Origin of the sequence: Mesorhizobium sp. M0923, from assembly GCF_040319365.1 — a bacterium.
In the GTDB taxonomy this organism is placed as follows: Bacteria; Pseudomonadota; Alphaproteobacteria; order Rhizobiales; family Rhizobiaceae; genus Mesorhizobium.
The window spans coordinates 353,343-368,714 of the sequence record NZ_JAMYNW010000005.1; the positions used below are offsets into that span (position 1 = coordinate 353,343).

Annotated in this window: 17 protein-coding genes; 12 read left to right on the forward strand and 5 right to left on the reverse strand. The window is 62.0% G+C overall.

All coding sequences use genetic code 11. From position 1 onward, the window contains the following. The first annotated feature begins 15 nt into the window (after positions 1 to 15). From nthA to NKH89_RS11760, 4 genes are all read left to right on the forward strand, one after another. The gene (nthA, locus tag NKH89_RS11745) at positions 16 to 621 is read left to right on the forward strand and encodes a nitrile hydratase subunit alpha (protein ID WP_023720794.1); all 606 of its coding nucleotides are present in this window, start codon (positions 16 to 18) and stop codon (positions 619 to 621) included. After that, positions 618 to 1,277: a nitrile hydratase subunit beta gene (nthB, locus tag NKH89_RS11750; RefSeq protein WP_352483009.1), complete on the forward strand. Its 660-nt coding sequence runs from the start codon at positions 618 to 620 to the stop codon at positions 1,275 to 1,277. Before nthA ends, nthB begins: the two co-directional genes overlap by 4 nt. After that, positions 1,264 to 1,629: a nitrile hydratase accessory protein gene (locus NKH89_RS11755; protein ID WP_352483010.1), complete on the forward strand. Its 366-nt coding sequence runs from the start codon at positions 1,264 to 1,266 to the stop codon at positions 1,627 to 1,629. The genes nthB and NKH89_RS11755 overlap by 14 nt, the downstream gene beginning before the upstream one ends. Before the next feature lie 146 nt (positions 1,630 to 1,775). Then, positions 1,776 to 2,903 carry an ATP-dependent DNA helicase gene (locus NKH89_RS11760; protein WP_023720791.1) on the forward strand — a complete coding sequence of 376 codons (1,128 nt, stop codon included), beginning with the start codon at positions 1,776 to 1,778 and terminating at the stop codon, positions 2,901 to 2,903. Between the two features lie 10 nt (positions 2,904 to 2,913). Here NKH89_RS11760 and NKH89_RS11765 read toward each other — a convergent pair whose 3' ends face one another. Then, positions 2,914 to 3,318: a SpoIIAA family protein gene (locus NKH89_RS11765; RefSeq protein WP_023720790.1), complete on the reverse strand. Its 405-nt coding sequence runs from the start codon at positions 3,316 to 3,318 to the stop codon at positions 2,914 to 2,916. A gap of 114 nt (positions 3,319 to 3,432) precedes the next feature. Between NKH89_RS11765 and NKH89_RS11770 the strand changes: the two genes are divergently transcribed. The 3 genes from NKH89_RS11770 to NKH89_RS11780 all read left to right on the forward strand — a co-directional run bounded on the left by NKH89_RS11770 (position 3,433) and on the right by NKH89_RS11780 (position 8,261). Further along, positions 3,433 to 4,173 carry a pyridoxine 5'-phosphate synthase gene (locus NKH89_RS11770; protein WP_023720789.1) on the forward strand — a complete coding sequence of 247 codons (741 nt, stop codon included), beginning with the start codon at positions 3,433 to 3,435 and terminating at the stop codon, positions 4,171 to 4,173. A gap of 96 nt (positions 4,174 to 4,269) precedes the next feature. After that, positions 4,270 to 6,183: a potassium transporter Kup gene (locus NKH89_RS11775; protein ID WP_352483011.1), complete on the forward strand. Its 1,914-nt coding sequence runs from the start codon at positions 4,270 to 4,272 to the stop codon at positions 6,181 to 6,183. A 158-nt stretch (positions 6,184 to 6,341) separates the two neighbouring features. Then, on the forward strand, positions 6,342 to 8,261 hold the full coding sequence (locus NKH89_RS11780) for a potassium transporter Kup (protein ID WP_352483013.1): 1,920 nt from the start codon (positions 6,342 to 6,344) through the stop codon (positions 8,259 to 8,261). Positions 8,262 to 8,302: 41 nt separating this feature from the next. Here NKH89_RS11780 and NKH89_RS11785 read toward each other — a convergent pair whose 3' ends face one another. Further along, positions 8,303 to 9,193: an SDR family oxidoreductase gene (locus tag NKH89_RS11785; protein ID WP_352908905.1), complete on the reverse strand. Its 891-nt coding sequence runs from the start codon at positions 9,191 to 9,193 to the stop codon at positions 8,303 to 8,305. 136 nt (positions 9,194 to 9,329) lie between these two features. On the opposite strand from NKH89_RS11785, the gene NKH89_RS11790 reads away from it, so the two are divergent. Next, positions 9,330 to 9,740 carry a winged helix-turn-helix transcriptional regulator gene (locus NKH89_RS11790; protein WP_023720786.1) on the forward strand — a complete coding sequence of 137 codons (411 nt, stop codon included), beginning with the start codon at positions 9,330 to 9,332 and terminating at the stop codon, positions 9,738 to 9,740. A gap of 255 nt (positions 9,741 to 9,995) precedes the next feature. Here NKH89_RS11790 and NKH89_RS11795 read toward each other — a convergent pair whose 3' ends face one another. Both NKH89_RS11795 and NKH89_RS11800 read right to left on the reverse strand, forming a co-directional pair. After that, positions 9,996 to 10,721, reverse strand: a complete 726-nt coding sequence (locus NKH89_RS11795) for a glutathione S-transferase family protein (protein ID WP_352814673.1) — start codon at positions 10,719 to 10,721, stop codon at positions 9,996 to 9,998. Between the two features lies 1 nt (position 10,722). Next, positions 10,723 to 11,028, reverse strand: a complete 306-nt coding sequence (locus NKH89_RS11800; RefSeq protein WP_023720784.1) for a Rieske (2Fe-2S) protein — start codon at positions 11,026 to 11,028, stop codon at positions 10,723 to 10,725. 100 nt (positions 11,029 to 11,128) lie between these two features. On the opposite strand from NKH89_RS11800, the gene NKH89_RS11805 reads away from it, so the two are divergent. After that, positions 11,129 to 11,581, forward strand: coding sequence for a MarR family winged helix-turn-helix transcriptional regulator (locus NKH89_RS11805; protein WP_023720783.1), 453 nt, complete (start codon positions 11,129 to 11,131; stop codon positions 11,579 to 11,581). Positions 11,582 to 11,618: 37 nt separating this feature from the next. Here the strand turns inward: NKH89_RS11805 and NKH89_RS11810 are convergent, their stop codons facing one another. Next, positions 11,619 to 12,047 carry an anthrone oxygenase family protein gene (locus NKH89_RS11810; RefSeq protein ID WP_023720782.1) on the reverse strand — a complete coding sequence of 143 codons (429 nt, stop codon included), beginning with the start codon at positions 12,045 to 12,047 and terminating at the stop codon, positions 11,619 to 11,621. Positions 12,048 to 12,202: 155 nt separating this feature from the next. On the opposite strand from NKH89_RS11810, the gene NKH89_RS11815 reads away from it, so the two are divergent. From NKH89_RS11815 to NKH89_RS11825, 3 genes are all read left to right on the forward strand, one after another. Beyond that, positions 12,203 to 12,856, forward strand: coding sequence for a TetR/AcrR family transcriptional regulator (locus tag NKH89_RS11815; RefSeq protein ID WP_023720781.1), 654 nt, complete (start codon positions 12,203 to 12,205; stop codon positions 12,854 to 12,856). A gap of 23 nt (positions 12,857 to 12,879) precedes the next feature. Continuing rightward, a complete protein-coding gene (gene ilvC, locus NKH89_RS11820; RefSeq protein ID WP_352483016.1) occupies positions 12,880 to 13,899 on the forward strand; it encodes a ketol-acid reductoisomerase in 1,020 nt (339 codons plus the stop codon). Positions 13,900 to 14,137: 238 nt separating this feature from the next. Beyond that, a complete protein-coding gene (locus tag NKH89_RS11825) occupies positions 14,138 to 15,115 on the forward strand; it encodes a DUF3592 domain-containing protein (RefSeq protein WP_352483017.1) in 978 nt (325 codons plus the stop codon). Positions 15,116 to 15,372 lie beyond the last annotated feature (257 nt).

Below are 15,372 nucleotides of genomic sequence, written 5' to 3' on the forward strand. Positions count from 1 at the left end.
TCGTAATTTGATGCCATGCTGCACAATCACGACCACGACAACGAGCTTGATGCTTTTGCGGCGCGTGTGCGCGCACTGGAGACGATTCTCACCCGCAAGGGGCTGATCGATCCAGCGGCGATCGACGTCATCGTCGATACCTACGAAACCAAGGTCGGGCCGCGCAACGGCGCAAAGGTGGTGGCGAAGGCCTGGGTTGATCCCGGGTTTGCCGCATGGCTGAAGCGTGATGCGACGGCGGCCATCGAATCGCTCGGCCACACCGGCCGGCAAGGCGAACACATGCAGGCGGTGTTCAACACGGCCGACACGCACAACCTCGTCGTCTGCACGCTATGCTCCTGCTATCCATGGTCGGTGCTCGGCCTGCCGCCGGTCTGGTACAAGGCGCCGCCCTACCGTTCGCGCGCGGTGATCGATCCGCGCGGCGTGCTCGACGAATTCGGGCTGACCTTGCCGGCGACGACGGCAATCCGGGTGTGGGATTCGACCGCCGAGCTGCGCTATCTGGTGGTGCCGATGCGGCCCAGGGACACAGAGGGCTGGGATGAGGCGCGGCTCGCCGATCTGGTGACGCGCGATGCCATGATCGGCACGGCGCTGGCGCGGGAACCGGCATGAACGGGCCGCAGGATCTCGGCGGCCAGATGGGTTTCGGGCCGGTCGCGCCTGAACAGGACGAACCCTATTTCCATGCCGATTGGGAAAGGCGGGCGCTGGGCGTGACGTTGTGCGCCGGCGCCATGGGCGCCTGGAACATCGACGAGAGCCGGCACGCGCGGGAATCGCTGCACCCGGCCGACTACTATGCGTCGAGTTATTACGAAATCTGGATCAAGGCGCTGGAGGTGTTACTCAAACGCCATGGTTTCGTCAGCGACCGCGATCTGGCCAGGGGCGATGCGGTCGACCCGGTAGCGACACCCAAGCGGGTCCTGAAGGCGCAAGACGTTTCGGCGGTGCTGGCCAAGGGCGGGCCTTGCGACCGGCCGGTCGCCGTCCCGCCGCGATTCAAGGCAGGCGACCTCGTGCGAACCAAGAACTTTCATCCGACCGGCCACACCAGGCTGCCGCGTTACGCGCGTGGCAAGCGAGGCGTCATCGAGGCCATGCGTGACGGCTTCGTTTTTCCCGACACCAATGCGCACGGCCAGGGCGAAAACCCGCAATGGGTCTATACGGTGGCCTTCACCGGCAGCGAAATCTGGGGCGAGGGCGCCGACCCGACACTTGTCGTGTCGATCGATGCCTGGGAGAGCTATCTTGAAGCGGCGTGAGACGGGCTCAGTCGCCATCGCGCTGCCCGCCGGTGTCGAGGCGCCAGTCTTCGCCCAGCCGTGGCAAGCAGAGGCCTTCGCCATGACGGTGGCGCTACACGACAACGGGCTGTTTTCGTGGAGCGAATGGGCGGACGCCTTGTCGGCCGAGGTGAAGCGGCCGGGCGCCGCGCGCGACGGTCATGACTATTACAAGCACTGGCTGGCCGCGCTAGAAAAGCTGCTTTCGGCCAAAGGCGTTGCCGGTAGGAGCGACGTCGACAGCCTTGCTGCTGCCTGGGAACGGGCCGCGCATGCTACGCCGCATGGCAAGCCGATCCTGCTGGAGAACGATCCACAGCGGGCTGGGTAAGCTGTCGTCGCCCGGCGTTGTTCTCTTTACGTTCCTCTTCGTCGCTGATAGCCTGGCCCTGTCGCAGCAGCGTAATTGCAGGCGATGAAGTTGATGGTGACGGCAGTCACCTTGTCTTTCCCTCGCGAATCCGGTCTGTCGCGCTGATGGAATTCTCCCCTCAACAAGACGAGGCGCTGAAGGCGGTGGCCGGCTGGTTGAAAGCCGGCAAGCCGCAGCTGTTCCGGCTGTTCGGCTATGCCGGCACCGGCAAGACGACGCTGGCGCGCTATTTCGCCGAGCATGTCGACGGCCAGGTGCAGTTCGCCGCCTTTACCGGCAAGGCGGCGCAGGTGCTGCGTTCCAAGGGCGCGGTCAATGCCCGCACAATCCATTCGCTGATCTACCGGCCGAAAGGCGAGGAATCGGTAGCGGACGAGGTGACCGGCAAAACCTCGATGTCGCCGACCTTTTCGCTCAACCGGCAGAGCCCGATCTCGCGGGCCAAGCTCGTCGTCATCGACGAATGCTCGATGGTCGACGAGCAGCTTGGCCGTGACCTGATGAGCTTCGGCACGCCGATCCTGGTGCTTGGCGATCCCGGCCAGTTGCCGCCGATCTCCGGCGGCGGCTTCTTCACCGACCATGAGCCGGACATTCTGCTCACCGAAATCCATCGCCAGGCGCGCGACAACCCGATCATCCGGCTTGCGCTCGATGTGCGCGAGGGCCGCGAGTTCATGCGCGGCGACTATGGCGCGGCGCAAGTGATCGGCAAGGAAGACGTCACCCAGGAATTGGTGCTGAAGGCGGACCAGGTGCTGGTCGGCACCAACCGCACGCGCCGTCGCTATAATCAGCGGCTGCGCGAGCTGAAGGGGTTCAACGCCGATTATCCGCAAGCCGGCGACAAGCTGGTCTGCCTGCGCAACGATCCAGCCAAGGGGTTGCTCAACGGCTCGCTGTGGAAGGTGATGACCTCGTCGCGCGAGACGGTCAAGCCCGGCATCAATCTGCTGGTCTCGCCGGAGGAAGACGATCCGGATCGCGGCGTCGCCAAGATCAAACTGCTCAAGGCGGCGTTCGAAGATCCGGACGCCGACATTCCCTGGCAGCAGAAGAAGCGCTTCGACGATTTCGATTATGGCTACGCGCTGACCGTGCACAAGGCGCAGGGGTCGCAGTGGAACGAGATCGTGCTTTTCGACGAAAGCTGGGCATTCAAGGAAACCCGGCAGCGTTGGCTCTACACCGCCATCACGCGCGCGGCCGAACGGCTGACGATCGTCCGATAGGGCGGCCGTATCAGCGCTGGGCGATCGGTCTGGCGCCAAGCCATTCCCAGGCGGCGGTTTCGTCCTTAGCCTCGAAATGCCGGAGTTCGATAGGCAAAGAGGCTGGCAAGAAGGCTCTTGCCTCCGCTATCCAGTTCGGCTCACCGACCGCCGCGCAGCGGCCGATATGCTCCACCGCGTGAGCTATGCCCTGTTCGATCGTCTCGTCCGATACGTCGGTCCAGTCGACACCCTCATGATCGATCAGGCGCACCAGCACGTCGATTTTCGTGTGCAGCGCGTAGGCTGCCTCCAGCAATCCGAACAGGTTTTCGGCATCAGCCGCTGCGACATGGCCGACGACATCGATGGCGAAGAGGTCTTCGCGATCGGTATCGATGCGGCGGATCGCCGGCACGGCATCGAGAAAATTCAACAGGAAACTCCTTGCGCTCGATTTTCTTCGTTCCCCTGGAACACCTGAAACCCTCTGTCTGTTCCCCTTAAAGGCGCTATAGATGCGCGCCGAGATCAGCCTGGAACCGTGCAAATGCCTGCAAAGCTTTCCGTCAACCTCAATGCCATCGCCATGCTGCGCAACCGGCGCGACCTGCCGTGGCCAAGCGTGACGGGGCTCGGACGCATCGCCCTTGCCGCCGGTGCGCATGGGCTGACGGTGCACCCGCGACCCGACGAGCGGCACACCAGGCATTCCGATCTGCCTGAGATCAGGGCGCTGATCGACGACGAGTTCCCGAGTGCGGAATTCAACATCGAGGGCTATCCGACCGAGGAGTTCCTGGCGCTTGTGGAAAAGCATCAGCCGGAACAGGTGACGCTGGTGCCCGACGACCCGGTGCAGGCGACTTCCGACCATGGCTGGAACTTCGCCGCCGGGGCTGCGTTCCTGACACCGGTCGTCAAGCGCCTGAAGAAGGGAGGCTTTCGCGTATCGCTCTTTTCCGATCCGGATCCCGATGGCGTGAAAGCCGCTCGCGACACCGGCGCCGACCGGATCGAACTCTACACGGGTCCATATGGCAGCTATCATTCCGATTCGGCAAAAGCGGCGAAGGAATTGGAGAAATTGGGAAAGACGGCGGATGCCGCACTTGCTGCAGGGCTCCAGGTCAATGCCGGGCACGACCTTGTGGTGAGCAATTTGCCGGCACTGGCCAGGCGCATCCCGGCATTGGCCGAAGTGTCGATCGGACATGGGTTGACAGCCGATGCGTTGGAGTATGGCATGGCCGCAACGGTCAGGCGGTTTCTGAAGGCTTGTGGCTGGTAGAGAGAGGCGAGCCGATAGGCCGTGCGTTCCCGGCATGGCAGCGCGTCCTTTCCACCCCGCAGCATAGAGCACCGCACGTCTATGGGAGTGTCGTCCATGGCCCTTGCTCACGCCGGTAGCGAGGCAGAACCCATCGAGCAATCCAGCCACTCCACCGTCGAGCAGCACAGCACCAAGGTGCTGATGCTGGGCGCGCTGGGCGTGGTTTACGGCGATATCGGCACCAGCCCAATCTATGCATTTCGGGAAGCGCTGCACGCATCGTCGGGACCGGTAGCCCGCAACGACGTCCTTGGCGTGCTGTCGCTTATCGTCTGGGCGCTGACGATCATCGTCACGATAAAGTACGTCGCTTTCGTTCTCAGAGCCGACAACAAGGGCGAGGGCGGCACGCTGTCGCTGATGTCGCTTGCGCGCAGCGCTTATCCCAATGGAGCCAAGCTCATCCTGGGGATCGGGCTGTGCGGCGCGGCGCTGTTTTTCGGCGACGCCATTATAACGCCGGCCATCTCCGTGCTTTCGGCGGTCGAAGGCCTGGAAGTGGTGACCCCGACGCTGGAAACCTATGTGGTTCCGATCACGCTGGTCATCCTGGCAATGCTTTTTGCCGTGCAACGCTTTGGCACCGGCAGGGTGGCGGCCGTGTTCGGACCGGTGACGGCAGTGTGGTTCCTGGCGATCGGCGCCGCCGGGGTGTACCATCTGCTGGACGACCCGTCGGTCCTGCTGGCGATCAATCCCTATTACGCGGTCGCTTATCTGGCCAATACGCCCACCGGTGCCTTCGTCACGGTCGGGGCGGTGTTCCTGGCGGTCACCGGGGCCGAAGCCCTCTATGTCGACCTCGGTCATTTCGGGCGCAGGCCGATCGTGCTGGCATGGTTTTCCGTGGTGTTCCCTTGTCTGCTCCTCAACTATTTCGGACAAGGCGCGTTCGTTCTGGCCAACGGCGGCAAACCCACCAATCCATTCTTCCAGATGCTGCCTGATTGGGCGCTGATGCCCATGGTTGGGCTGGCCACGGCAGCGACCGTGATCGCCAGTCAGGCGGTGATCTCCGGCGCTTTCTCGCTGACCCGCCAGGCGGTGCAGCTCAATCTGCTTCCGCGCATCGAGGTGCAGCATACGTCCGAAATGCAATCCGGCCAGATCTACATGCCGCGCGTCAATCTGGTGGTTGCGCTGGGCGTGATGTTGCTGGTGGTCGGCTTTGGCGGTTCGAGTTCGCTGGCTTCCGCCTATGGCATTTCGGTGACTGGCGAAATGCTGATGACAACCATCCTGCTGTTTGTCGTGATGCGGTTCCGGTGGAAATGGCAGCTTGCACTGGCGGCGGCGCTCACACTGCTGTTTGGCACGATCGATACCGGATTTTTCCTCGCAAACATCGTCAAGATCCTCGAAGGCGGGTGGGTCTCGATAACAGTCGCTTGCGCCATGGGGCTGATCATGTCCACGTGGATCCGCGGCACCCGCTATTTGTTCGAAAAGACCCGCCGGAACGAGATTCCGCTCGATTTCCTTGCCGGCAATCTGCTGAAGAAGAAGCCGCATCTGGTGTCGGGCACCGCAGTGTTCCTGACCAGCGATCCGCTGAGCGCGCCGACCGCGCTGATGCACAGCCTCAAGCACTACAAGGTGCTGCACGAGCAGAATGTCATCCTTTCGGTGGTGACGGCACCGCAGCCGGTTGTGCCCGACAGCGAGCGCGTCAAGATGGAGACGGTCAACGAACTGTTCATGCGGGTGACGCTGACCTTCGGCTATATGGAGCAGCCCAACATCCCGCGTGCGCTGGCGATCTGCCGCAAGCAGGGCTGGAAGTTCGACATCATGACGACATCCTTCTTCCTGTCGCGGCGCTCGCTCAAGGCCTCGCCCAATTCCGGCATGCCGGTCTGGCAGGACAAGCTGTTCATCGGGCTGGCGCGCACGGCGGCCGATGCGACGGAATATTTCCAGATCCCGACCGGACGCGTGGTCGAGATCGGGACGCAGGTGGCTATTTAAAAACGTGTCCGTTGCGACATTCCAGGTAGTCTGCCGATGGGACTGAGTCTGCCAAGTCGTGGACGACTCGCAATATCGGGACGGAGCCATTACGTGACGGCACTTGATATTGCAGCGCAGCAAGCGTAGAGCACCGCCCGCTTATCGGAGTGTCGTCCATGGCCCTTGCCAATGCTGGTAACGAGGCAGAACCTGTCGAACAATCAAGCCATTCTGAGGTCGAGCAGCACAGCACCAAGGTGCTGATGCTGGGCGCACTCGGTGTGGTTTACGGCGATATAGGCACCAGCCCGATCTATGCATTCCGAGAGGCGTTGCATGCATCAGCCGGCGGCAACGTCGCCAACCGTGGCGACATCCTGGGCGTACTCTCGCTGATCATCTGGTCGCTGACGATCACCGTCACCATCAAATACATCATGTTCGTGCTTCGTGCCGACAATCGCGGCGAGGGCGGGGTGCTGTCGCTGATGGCGCTGGCGCGCAACAGTTTCCCGACGCGCTCGGCGGTGATCCTCGGCATCGGCATTGTCGGCGCGGCGCTTTTTTTCGGCGACGCAGTCATTACGCCGGCGATCTCGGTACTATCGGCGGTCGAAGGCATGAATGTCGTCACGCCGACATTCCAGCCCTATGTGGTGCCGCTGACGCTGGCCATCCTGGCGATCGTGTTTGCGGTACAGCGGTTCGGCACCGGCGGCGTAGGATTGGTGTTCGGGCCAGTCACGGCGCTGTGGTTCCTGGCCATCGGCCTTTCCGGCATTAACCACATCATCGCCGATCCGGAAATCCTGCTGGCGATCAGCCCGCATTACATCGTGTCGTTCCTGGTCAACTCGCCCGACGTCGCCTTCGTCACTGTTGGTGCGGTCTTCCTCGCCGTCACCGGCGCTGAGGCGCTCTATGCCGATCTCGGCCATTTCGGCCGCAAGCCGATCGTGCTCGCCTGGCTGGCAATTGTGTTCCCTTGTCTGTTGCTCAACTATGTCGGGCAAGGTGCCTTCGTGCTCGCAAATGGCGGTGTTGTCGGCCATCCCTTCTTTGAGATGAACCAGGGCTGGACGCTTATTCCGATGGTCGTGCTGGCGACGGCGGCGACCGTCATCGCCAGCCAGGCGGTGATCTCCGGCGCTTTCTCGCTGACCAGGCAGGCGGTGCAGCTCAACATGCTGCCGCGTTTCGTCATCCAGCACACGTCGGAAAAACAGTCGGGCCAGATCTATCTGCCGCGCATCAACCTGATGCTGGCGCTGGTGGTGATGTTGCTGGTGGTCGGCTTCGGCGAATCCAGCCGCCTGGCCTCGGCCTACGGTATTTCGGTGACCGGCAACATGCTGGTGACGAACATACTGCTTTTTGTTGTAATGACGCGCATCTGGAAATGGCCGCTCGGCGTCGCGGTCGCCTTGATGGCGGTGTTCGCCTTCGTCGATACCGGCTTCTTTGCAGCCAACATAGTCAAGGTGTTTGAAGGGGGCTGGTCCTCGCTTGCCATTGCCGCAGTTATTGTGCTGACCATGTGGACCTGGATCCGCGGCACCCGCTATTTGTTCGAAAAGACCCGCCGGAACGAGATCCCGCTGGATTTCCTCGCCGGCAATCTGCTGAAGAAGAAGCCGCATCTGGTGTCGGGCACCGCAGTGTTCCTGACCAGCGATCCGCTGAGTGCGCCGACGGCGCTGATGCACAGCCTCAAGCACTACAAGGTGCTGCACGAACAGAACGTCATCCTTTCGGTGGTGACGGCGCCGCAGCCTGTCGTGCCCGACAGCGAGCGCGTCAAGATGGAGACGGTCAACGAGCTGTTCATGCGGGTGACGCTGACCTTCGGCTACATGGAGCAGCCCAATATCCCGCGCGCGCTGGCGATCTGCCGCAAGCAGGGCTGGAAGTTCGACATCATGACGACATCCTTCTTCCTGTCGCGGCGCTCGCTCAAGGCATCGCCCAATTCCGGCATGCCGGTCTGGCAGGACAAGCTGTTCATCGGGCTGGCGCGCTCGGCGGCCGATGCGACGGAATATTTCCAGATCCCGACCGGACGCGTCGTCGAGATCGGGACGCAGGTGGCTATCTAAACAAACGGCCGTGCCCCTTGAGGGCACGGCCATTGTGAGGCTCAGCTCACCAGAGCCGCCTTGTTTGCTTCAAGAAATTGCTTCAGCGGCTGCGGCTTCCTGCCGGACAGCGTCTCGACCGCGTCGGTCACCATGCTGATGCGACCGGAGCGGGTGTTGGTATCGAAGGAAACGATAACGGGGGCGAAAGCCTCGGGAACGCCGGCTGCCTTCAATCCCTCGGTCAGCGCTTCATCCGAAAGCTGGACAACTTCGATCGGCTTGCCGGTGATCTCGGTGACGAGGGCTGCAATTTCGGCCATCGTGTGGGCCTTGGGGCCGGTCAGCGTGTATGTCGTGCTTTCGGTTGCGCTCGAAGCGAGGCCGGCGGCAATCGCGGCAGCCATATCGTCGCGCGCGCCGTGGGCAATGCGGCCGTCTCCAGCGGACGTGTACCACTGCCCAGAGGCGATGGCGTGCGGCAGCGCCAGGAACAGGTTCTCCTGATACCAGCCGTTGCGGAAGATGGTGGAGGGGATACCGCTCGCCTTGATCGCCTGCTCGGTGCCGTGGTGATCGGGCGCAAACAGCACCGGCGATCCTGGCTCCGGATTGGGCATCGATGTGTAGAGCAGATGCGAAACACCCGCGCTTTTTGCGGCGGCGACCGCGGTCTCATGTTGCTTCAGGCGCTTGCCCGGAATGGCGAGCTCGTTTGTCGAAATGATCAGAACCCTGTCGGCGCCGGTAAATGCATTGGCCAACGATGCGGTGTCGTCGAAGTCGACCGTCCTGATGGTGACGCCTCGGGCTGCCAGATCGGCCAGATTTTCCGGATTGCGGGTAGCGGCGATGATGCGCTGAGGGGAGACCTTGAGCGTGTCAAGCAGATGATTGATGACGCCGCGGCCAAGCTGGCCGGAGGCGCCGGTGACGAGAAGGGTGTCGGTCATGAAAGGTCCTGACGTTGCGCCGGAGCGGCGGGTGCATATGTTAGTCTCAAAAAGAGACCAGCACTAAAATAGGAATTGACCCATCCTCGTAAAGAAGGCAGTTTTGCGGGAGGTAGGCACAGCCAGGGAACCAGCCATGGACGGCAAGATCGTCAATCTGAGATCGAAGCTCGAGATCTACAAAGCAGGCAGCGGTGGCGGAAACCTTGCGGATTGCCCGGTTCGCGACGTGATCCAGGGCATAAGCAACAAATGGAGTTCGCTGCTGATGGAGGCCTTGGCCGAGAAGCCGTACCGCTTTGGCGAGTTGCGGCGCCTCGTGCCCGATATTTCACAGCGCATGCTCACCCAGACGCTGCACGATCTGCAGCGCGACGGCTATGTGCATCGCGAGGTTTTTCCGACCAAACCGCCGAGCGTTGAATACAGCCTCACCGATCTCGGGCGCTCGATGTTTGGACCCTTGCACCAGCTGATCCAATGGGCCGAGCTCAATCACGGCGCTGTACGCGAGGCGCGGAAGGTTTTCGATGCTGCCGAAGGCTGAGTCTCAAGGCCGAGACAGCGGCTTGATTTAGCGACAACGCTGAAGGATTGTCCGGCCTGGGTCGGGTCGGGCAAATGGGCAATTCTCTGGACATCGCGATTGCCGGCGCGGCGATCAGTTACGCGCTCATCGGAACGGACGTATCGATACTGCGCTGGAGGCTTGCGTCCGCGACAGGCTGGTGGCCAGTGGCAAGCATTCCGCCGGAAACGAATATCCTTGCCTCGATGATTACCGGCACTGTGATCAATCCATTCAAGCCGATCGGGCTTGCGGAAGCCCGGTGGCCGGATCGTTTCGGCGGATGATTTCCGAAAGGTGCGAGCCCTTCGCCTGTAGGAATGTATGGAGGCGTTGCGGATAATCGGGAGCGACCGCGTCCTTCACGGATGGGCGTTTGCGCAACGCCTCGCGCCACACCTGGACATGCGGCTTTCCGTCCAGGATGCCGAAATCGCCGATCCGGTCGAAGACGTCGAAATAGCGGAAAATCGGCCCGTAGACCGCGTCGACCAGTGAAAAGCGCTCACCGGCGAACCACGGCCCAACCGCGCCATTCGCCAGTTCCACTTCCAGGCGATCGAACACCGCCGATAGCGCCTCGCTTTCGGCGAGCAACGCGGCTTCCGTAGGCGCTGAATAGAAGCGACCGATGGCGCTGAGGATTGCCGAGCCAAACTCGATCCAGGCGCGATGTCGGGCACGGGCATAGGGATCGGTGGGATGCAGCGGATTGGGCTGGGTTTCCTCGAGGAATTCGAGGATGACGAGCGATTCGAAGATCACCGTTTCCTGGCCGTCATGCTCAACGCGAAGCAGCGGCACCTTGCCGAGCGGCGATATCGCCTTGAACCAGGCAGGCTTGTTGGCGAGATCGACGGCGATGCGCTCGAACGGCACGCCCTTTTCGCGAAGCGAAATCGCCGCGCGCTGCACATAGGGACAAACATGGTGGCTGACGAGGATGAGCTTGTCGGTCATCTCACTCTCCCCAGACATAGTTCAAGGCGCCGTTCTCGACGCGGGTGGAGAGGAACATCAGGCGGGAGCCCTTCGGCGCTGGGCCTTCGAGGCGATCACCGTTCGCCATGTCGAACGAGGCGCCGTGCCATTGGCAGACGAGCTTGCCGTCCTTGCAGTCGAGCGGGCCACCGAAGTGCAGGCAGACGTTGGCGGCGGCGCGGATACGCTCGCCGCTGCCGTAGACATGGACCTCGCGGCCGAAAAACGGAGCGATCAGGCTGCCTGTTTCCGGAATGTCGGCGATCCTGCAGATTTCATGCTTCATCGGAATTGCCTCTCATGATTGATGCGATTGCATCTATATAGATGCATTTGCATCGATCGTCAAGCTTGATGCAGTTGCATCTATCGCCTACGATGTAATCATGACCGGGATTCCTTCACCTCCAGCAATCAAAGCCTGGGCCCGCCTGATGCGGGTTTCGCGCCAGTTGTTGGAACGAGCCGAGGACGCGCTGAAGGACAGTGGCCTGCCGCCGCTTGCCTGGTACGACGTGCTGCATGAGCTTGCCGAGGCGGGCGAGGGCGGATTGCGGCCGTTCCAACTCACCGAGCGCACCCTGTTTGCGCAATACAACATCTCGCGGCTGCTGGCGCGGCTCGAAGCCGACGGGCAGGTCGAGAAGCTTCCAGTTGCCGATGACGGCCGCGGGCAAACCATCCGCATCACCGGCAAGGGGCGCGAGACGCGCCGCCGCATGTGGGTCGTCTACGGCCGCTCGATATCGGAGTTGGTCGGCTCCCAGCTTTCCAACGATGATCTGGACACGCTGTCGGCTCTGCTTGGGCGCCTGCGAGATCCGCCCGCCCTGGCGTGACACGCCTTCGTGCCGAAGATGGCGCGGATCTGCGAGGTCAGGCACTGCCCCAAAGGAATGCCAATGTCGCCAGAACCCCAAGCCCGACGCGGACCAGATGCAGATTGCCCCATTTGACGATCATTGTCCGAGCCTCAGGATTGACGGTGTTAGCGTCCATCACCTCCAGCAGCCGATTTGCCGGCATCATCACCAGCAGCGTCCATGGCCAAGGCAGGATGATCAGCACGGCGCCGGCCAGATAAGCGAGATTGCCGGTCTGCCACCACGCGACGAGGCCCAGAATACAGGCGATGACGGCGATCGAGGCCTGCATGGCGGCGCCGCGCTTGTAGGAAGGCTGCCATTCCTGCAGCAATGCTTTGTCATCGAGGCGAAGCCGCGCCGGCTGTTCGGCGACGCTGACGTAGATAGCCGCGCCTGCAAACACAGCGGCAACGGTCAAGGCAAGCAATCCGGCGAGCATGATCCGTGTCTCCCGTAATGCCCCGCATGGAGCAAGCTACAGAAATAAGGCTTGCGCCGGGTCGGGCAATACGCCATAAAGCCGAACCGTAACGTACGGTACGCGGTCGAGTTCGTATCTGAACTGCGGGTGAGTTCGCCTCCTGAGGAAAGACTGTGTTGCACGCTGTGACCGACATCGACACCAGCGAGACGCTGACGGAGCGGCAGAAGGCCGTGCTCGACGCCGCCCTTCGCCTGCTGGTCGAAGAGGGCGATCAGTTGACCATGACCGCCGTGGCGCGGCGGGCGAGCTGCTCGAAGGAGACGCTCTACAAATGGTTCGGCGATCGCGACGGGCTGTTGACGGCAACGGTGCAATGGCAGGCGTCCAAGGTGCGGGTAGTGCCGGTCGACCGCAAGGGACTCGATCTTGCCTCGCTGACGGCGAGCCTCGAACGCTTCGCTTCGGACTGGCTCAGGGTAATTTCGAGCGACACCTCGATCGCGCTGAACCGGGTGGCGGTCGGCCATGCTAGTTCGGGGAAGGACGATCTCGGCGCCATCGTGCTGGAGAACGGCCGCTTCGCGCTGGCCAGGCGGCTGAAGCCGGTGCTGGAGGCAGGCAAGGAAGCTGGTTTCCTCGAGTTTTCCGACGCTGAGATGGCTTTCCGCACCTTTTTCGGGCTGGTCGCCCGCGACGTGCAGATCCGCCTGCTGCTCGGCGACCGGCTGGAATTGACTGATGCGGCGATCGGCGGCGATGCCGTCCGGGCGACGCAGCAGTTTCTCGCTCTTTACGGGGCAAAAACCGGGCCGCAGGGCCTCTGAATTCAAAACGGGAAGGAAGAAAAATGCGTGTCTATTACGATCGCGACGCCGATCTCAACCTGATCAAAGGCAAGAAGGTTGCCATCATCGGCTATGGCAGCCAGGGCAGGGCGCATGCGCTCAACCTCAAGGATTCCGGCGTCAAGGATATCGCCATTGGCCTCAAGGCCGGCTCGGCGACCGCGAAGAAGGTCGAGGCCGACGGGCTCAAGGTGATGAGTGTGGCCGATGCCGCCAAATGGGCCGACCTGATGATGATGGCGACGCCCGACGAGCTGCAGGCCGACATCTACAGATCAGAGATCGCGCCGAACATCCGGGACGGCGCGGCGATCGCCTTCGCCCACGGCCTCAACGTGCATTTTGGCCTGATCGAGCCAAAAGCCTCGGTCGACGTCGTCATGATCGCGCCAAAGGGCCCGGGCCACACGGTGCGCGGCGAATACCAGAAGGGCGGCGGCGTGCCGTGCCTGGTCGCGGTCAACCAGGACGCTTCGGGCAATGCGCTCGATTTGGCGCTCTCCTACGCCTGCGGCGTCGGCGGTGGCCGTTCGGGCATCATCGAGACCAATTTCCGCGAGGAGTGCGAGACCGACCTGTTCGGCGAGCAGGTGGTGTTGTGCGGCGGTCTGGTCGAGTTGATCCGCGCCGGTTTCGAGACACTGGTGGAAGCGGGCTATGCGCCGGAAATGGCCTATTTCGAGTGCCTGCACGAGGTCAAGCTAATCGTCGACCTGATCTATGAAGGCGGCATCGCCAACATGAACTATTCGATCTCGAACACCGCCGAATGGGGCGAATACGTCTCGGGTCCGCGCATCATCACCGCCGAGACCAAGGCCGAGATGAAGCGCGTGCTCAAGGACATCCAGACTGGCAAGTTCACCTCGGAATGGATGCAGGAATACCGCGCCGGCATGTCGCGCTTCAAGGGCATCCGCCGCAACAACGACAGCCACCAGATCGAGGAAGTCGGCGCCAAGCTGCGCGCGATGATGCCGTGGATTTCCAAGAACAAGCTGGTCGACAAGGCCAAGAACTGAAGGAAATCCACGTTCGTTTCGTTACGCGTCCTCGGGCTTCGCCCTGCGGGCGCGTGGGAATTTCCAAGAACAAGCTGGTCGACAAGGCCAAGAACTGATCGCAATTTCATTGTCGATCAAGAAAGCCGGCGGAGCGATCCGCCGGCCTTTTTGCGTTGATTTCTCAGCAGGCGCGCTATTCCCGCTGTCGTGGTATGCGTGTGCAGGGCATGGCACAAAATGGCCAAGGGGGTGAGCGTTGGAACTCAAATTTCTGTTGGTCGGGTTTGCCGGCGCGGTTGCCGGCATGCTGTCCCTCGTCACCTTGCTGAAGTGGTGGGAGGTGAGGGCGGTCAGCCGCTGGTCTCCGACGCAGGGAAAGATCATCTCGTCGCGGGTCGAGGCTCGCGAGGTGACCAGTTCGGGATCCGGTTCGGACAGCAGAGGGTCGACCGAGATGCGCAACTTCCCGGCGATCACCTTCGAATACAAGGTGAACGGCAAGAAGTTTCGCAGTTCGCACTACAGCGTGCAGGAGAACCTTGGAAACTTTGCGGTGGCGGAAACCCTTGCGAAATTTCCAAACGGGGCCGGCGTAACCGTCTTCTACAATCCGGCCGATCCAGCCAAGGCCGTGATCGAACGCACCATGCCCGACGGTTCCTTCAAATTCATGGTCCAGCTTTCGGCCGGGTTGGTGGTCGGCGCGCTGGTATTGGTCTTCTCCGTTGGCGGCGTCCTGGAAGCGATCCGGCCGTTTTTGCCCAAGCCGCAGAACCTCGGCGCCGCGGCCCTGCTGCTTTTCATGGGATTGTTTGTCCTGCGCATGGGCTTTGCCCAGAAGTCACTTGCGGAACAGGCGGCCAAGTGGCCCATCACGGCAGGACGCATCGACGCCTCGGGCCTGCAGAAAGTCGAGACCCGCGACAGGTCCGGAGGCGGCTATCGGCCTTGGCACACAGTTTTCAAATCCCGCATCGTCTACAGCTATAGCGTTGCCGGCCAGCGCTACGCCGCCGATCGCATCGCTTTCGGCGCAAACGTGACGGCGTCGCTGCCGAGCCTCGTCAGCGGTCAATCGCAGCGCTACCTCGAGGGCGACAAGGTCGAGGTCTACTACGATCCCGCCAATCCGGCTGCAGCCGTTCTCGAATGCAGGGTGCGTGGGCTTTGGCTACTGTGGATCTGCGCCGCTGGCTTCCTTGGTGGAGCCGCGCTTCTGGTAGGCGTAATCTGAAGCTGCTGTTCTAGATGCTGCATATCCAGCGGAAGAAGGCACCTGTCGTCAGCATCTGACAAGAACTCCGCTGTCGAAGCCAGGCCAGGTCAATCTCACCGTCGTGCCATTGCCAACGATATGGACGAGACGCGAGAACGGCTCTTCGATCGTGGGATCAGAACCGTAGCATTGGCTGGCCCGCGCCACCCAGCCCGTGGATATCTTGCGAAACGTTGCGTGTTCGCAGCCGAAAGCAGGAACCGACAGTGCCTCAG

Excerpts from the sequence above, each read along its gene's own strand:
- nthA (WP_023720794.1), top strand. The coding sequence starts at position 16 with ATGCTGCACAATCACGACCACGACAACGAGCTTGATGCTTTTGCGGCG.
- nthB (WP_352483009.1), top strand. The coding sequence starts at position 618 with ATGAACGGGCCGCAGGATCTCGGCGGCCAGATGGGTTTCGGGCCGGTC.
- NKH89_RS11760 (WP_023720791.1), top strand. The coding sequence starts at position 1,776 with ATGGAATTCTCCCCTCAACAAGACGAGGCGCTGAAGGCGGTGGCCGGC.
- NKH89_RS11770 (WP_023720789.1), top strand. The coding sequence starts at position 3,433 with ATGCCTGCAAAGCTTTCCGTCAACCTCAATGCCATCGCCATGCTGCGC.
- NKH89_RS11775 (WP_352483011.1), top strand. The coding sequence starts at position 4,270 with ATGGCCCTTGCTCACGCCGGTAGCGAGGCAGAACCCATCGAGCAATCC.
- NKH89_RS11780 (WP_352483013.1), top strand. The coding sequence starts at position 6,342 with ATGGCCCTTGCCAATGCTGGTAACGAGGCAGAACCTGTCGAACAATCA.
- NKH89_RS11785 (WP_352908905.1), bottom strand. The coding sequence starts at position 9,193 with ATGACCGACACCCTTCTCGTCACCGGCGCCTCCGGCCAGCTTGGCCGC.
- NKH89_RS11790 (WP_023720786.1), top strand. The coding sequence starts at position 9,330 with ATGGACGGCAAGATCGTCAATCTGAGATCGAAGCTCGAGATCTACAAA.
- NKH89_RS11795 (WP_352814673.1), bottom strand. The coding sequence starts at position 10,721 with ATGACCGACAAGCTCATCCTCGTCAGCCACCATGTTTGTCCCTATGTG.
- NKH89_RS11800 (WP_023720784.1), bottom strand. The coding sequence starts at position 11,028 with ATGAAGCATGAAATCTGCAGGATCGCCGACATTCCGGAAACAGGCAGC.
- NKH89_RS11805 (WP_023720783.1), top strand. The coding sequence starts at position 11,129 with ATGACCGGGATTCCTTCACCTCCAGCAATCAAAGCCTGGGCCCGCCTG.
- NKH89_RS11810 (WP_023720782.1), bottom strand. The coding sequence starts at position 12,047 with ATGCTCGCCGGATTGCTTGCCTTGACCGTTGCCGCTGTGTTTGCAGGC.
- ilvC (WP_352483016.1), top strand. The coding sequence starts at position 12,880 with ATGCGTGTCTATTACGATCGCGACGCCGATCTCAACCTGATCAAAGGC.